We start from the raw sequence: 3,182 nt of genomic DNA, 5'->3' as shown, positions 1-3,182 counted from the left end.
TGCACGACGTCGTCGACGTCGGCGTGACCGTTGAGGGCGCGGCCGACGATGTTGTAGACGAGCGGGAGCCAGCCCTCGACCAGTTCGTCGAGGGCCCGCCGGTCGCCCGCCTGTGCGGCCGCGATGGTGGAGCGCCACTGCCGCCCGTCCACGTAGGTTCCTTCCGGCCCTGGAGGGTGCACCCTGCTCAATCGGCTGCTTTCCGTACCTTCTCAGCCCTTCCCGTGGCAGGGAGGACCCGCGAGGCGGAGATCACACATCCCATGCGGCGCGCTCCTGTACGTGGGGAAACAGGCGTCGGTGTGGAGACGGGACGGAGACGTAGCCGATAACAGTTTTTCGGCCCGTGACGCGACCGGGGCCCTCAGGCCGTGGCCGCCGCCGGCGTCGCGAGGGGCGGCAGCGCCTCCAGCCGCTTGATCCGCTTCCACACGACGTACAGCGGGATCACACCGAACACCCCGAACGACATGTCGATCAGCGACCACCAGAAGGGGATGCCGCGGACGGGCCCGCAGATCAGGGCCAGCGGGACGATCCCCGCGCAGGCGATCATCCCGACCTCGACGACCCAGATGTTGCGCACCGGGTCGCGGTACGGCCCGTAGAAGGCGACCGCGATCACGAGGTGCGCGAAGGCCAGCCAGTCGGTGCCGTACAGCAGGAACGGGTACTCGGCGTCGGCCTCGTCCAGCCCGGCGCGCACCCTCTCGATCCATTCCATGAGCCCCGGCAGGTGGTCCCCGACGGACAGCGACCGCATCAACTCCTCGGTCCAGCGCAGCTCGTGGACGAGCGGGAAGGCCGTGGCGCCGCTCAGCACCAGGCAGACGACGAAGAAGACCAGCCACGCACGGATGCCCTTCACCAGGGCGGCTCTGTCGCTCATGGCAGGAGCGTACGCCCGAACTTGAACGCGTTCAAAAGCCCCCCCCGCGCCCACCGCGGGCTCACCGTCGAACCCCGCGGGGCGCGCCCGGGCCCCACGGACGCAATAAGGCGATTCTTCCCGCTTTTCGCGACCCGCCCGCCGTTCGACGAATTACGGCGAATGGCAGGAGAATGCGACGGGCAATTCGTGGTGACCGTGTGCGCGGCTCTTGAAGAAGGCTTGCGGCCCTTTCCCAACTGCCGTAGTTACGTGAATCATGAACCTGTTCAACCGTGCTGCGTCCCTGCGCCGCCCGGCTCCCCCCACTGACCGACAACTCCCGCACGAATCACCGGCATTCGCCGCCACCGGCACGCTGGATCCCGCCCTGGCGGGGCTGACCGGAGAATGGATCATCGACCGGGCGCACAGCCGTATCGGTTTCTCCGTCCGCCACGCCCTGGTGACGACCGTGCGCGGAGCTTTCACGCAGTACGAGAGCCGGCTCTATTTCGACGGCCGTGACCCGTCCCGCTCGCAGGCCGAGATCCTTCTGTCCACCGCGTCCGTCGACACGGGTGTGGAACAACGCGACGCCCATCTGGTCGGACGGGACTTCCTCGATGCCGCGACCTATCCCCGGATGCGCTTCGCCAGTACGGCGGTGCACCTCGTCGGCAACGATGTCTACCGCATGACCGGCGACCTCACGATCAAGAACGTCACCCGTCCCGTCGACCTCGAACTCACCTATATCGGCCATGTCGTCGACCCGTTCGGATACGAGCGGGTCGGCTTCGACGGCACGACCACGATCAACCGTTCCGAGTGGGGCCTGACCTACAACCAGCGGCTCGCCGAGGGCGGTGCCATGGTCAGCGAGAAGGTCCGGCTGCAGTTCGACCTCGCCGCGATCCGCCAGTTCCCCGGGGCCTGAGGCGCCCCCGAGGAGCACCCGACCGATACGACGGGACCGCCCGGGGTACATGCACCCCGGGCGGCTCGGCGGCGATGACGCGTCACCCCTCGGCGGCCTCTTGCGCGATCCGCTCGAACTGGGCACCCATGGCCTCGGAGAGCGCCTGGGCGGCCGAGAGCGGCCGCACCATCACCGTGAACTCGTCGATCCTGCCGTGCTCGTCGAAGTGCAGGAAGTCGCAGCCCTGCAACTGCTTGCCCGCGACGGTGGCGGTGAACACCAGGGCGTGGTCACGGCCGTCCGGATTGGCGATCTCACGGACGTAGGTGAAGTCCTCGAAGACACGCGAGACGGCCCGCAGGATCGCGGCGGTGACGGCCTTGCCCGGGTACGGCTTGAAGGCGACGGGGCTGGTGAAGACGACGTCGTCGGCCAGCAGGGCGGCGACGGCGTCCATGTCGCCGCTCTCGACGGCCTTGCGGAAGGGATGCACGAGCCCACCTCACGAGCGATACTGAACAAATTGACTAAGACACAGGCAGGCTAGAGGGCGACACCTCCCTTGTCCACGGGCAGAGAGGCGACCGTCGCTCACCCCCTTGATTAGTCACACACGGTGCTAGCGTGGGCCCATGGCGTTGCGGAACGCGGTGATGGCCGCGCTGTTGGAGGGCGAGGCGTCCGGGTACGACCTCGCGAAGGCGTTCGACGCGTCCGTGGCCAACTTCTGGATGTCGACCCCCCAGCAGCTCTACCGGGAGCTGGAGCGCATGGAGGCCGAAGGGCTGGTCGCGGCCCGCGTCATCGAGCAGCAGCGCCGCCCCAACAAGAGGCTGTTCTCACTGACGGAGGCCGGGCGCGCGGCGGTGCACGCCTACACCGCCGAACCCCTCGGCAAACCGTCCGCGATCCGGGACGAGTTGATGGTCAAGGTGCAGTGCGTGGACGCGGGCGACATCGACGGCGTACGCCAGGCCGTCGCCGAGCGCATGGAGTGGGCCACGGCCAAGCTGGCCCGCTACGAGCGACTCCGCCGGCGTCTGCTCGACGGGCGCTCGGAGGAGGCGTACTTCGCGGAGGCCGAGCGCGTCGGCCCCTACCTCACCCTGCTGCGCGGCATGTCCTTCGAGCGGGAGAACCTCCAGTGGGGCGACATGGCGCTCCGCCGCCTCGACCAGCGCGCGGCCGCGCTCCACGCCGAGGGCTGACCACCGAGTCCGCCCCGGGCGCACCCAGGACCAATCACCTCAGCCCGTCCCGGTCCGGGCGAGGACCGGCCCCTCAGCCCGTCCCCGTCGGGGCGAGGACCGACCCCTCAGTCCATCCCGGTCCGCACGGAAGGTCGATCACACGGCCTGTGCCCACTTCGCTGCTCCTGCTCGGCCAAGCGCC

Annotated in this window: 4 protein-coding genes; 2 read left to right on the top strand and 2 right to left on the bottom strand. The window is 69.0% G+C overall.

Going from position 1 to position 3,182, the window contains the following annotated elements; genetic code table 11:
- Positions 1–364: 364 nt before the first annotated feature.
- Positions 365–889 (bottom strand): hypothetical protein, encoded by a 525-nt coding sequence (locus AOK15_RS21480; protein WP_055519338.1) that lies wholly within the window; start codon positions 887–889, stop codon positions 365–367.
- Positions 890–1,148: 259 nt separating this feature from the next.
- Between AOK15_RS21480 and AOK15_RS21475 the strand changes: the two genes are divergently transcribed.
- Positions 1,149–1,808: a YceI family protein gene (locus tag AOK15_RS21475; RefSeq protein WP_055519336.1), complete on the top strand. Its 660-nt coding sequence runs from the start codon at positions 1,149–1,151 to the stop codon at positions 1,806–1,808.
- An 82-nt stretch (positions 1,809–1,890) separates the two neighbouring features.
- On the opposite strand, the gene AOK15_RS21470 is transcribed toward AOK15_RS21475, so the two are convergent.
- Positions 1,891–2,283 carry a nuclear transport factor 2 family protein gene (locus AOK15_RS21470; protein ID WP_055519334.1) on the bottom strand — a complete coding sequence of 131 codons (393 nt, stop codon included), beginning with the start codon at positions 2,281–2,283 and terminating at the stop codon, positions 1,891–1,893.
- Between the two features lie 139 nt (positions 2,284–2,422).
- Here AOK15_RS21470 and AOK15_RS21465 point away from each other — a divergent pair, with 139 nt between their 5' ends.
- Positions 2,423–2,998, top strand: coding sequence for a PadR family transcriptional regulator (locus AOK15_RS21465; RefSeq protein ID WP_055519333.1), 576 nt, complete (start codon positions 2,423–2,425; stop codon positions 2,996–2,998).
- The last annotated feature ends 184 nt before the right edge of the window (positions 2,999–3,182 follow it).

Source organism: Streptomyces ossamyceticus, from assembly GCF_001418475.1.
Lineage (GTDB): Bacteria > Actinomycetota > Actinomycetes > Streptomycetales > Streptomycetaceae > Streptomyces > Streptomyces ossamyceticus.
The sequence above is the reverse complement of the archived record's forward strand: the minus strand, read 5'-3'. Positions and strand labels throughout refer to the sequence as shown.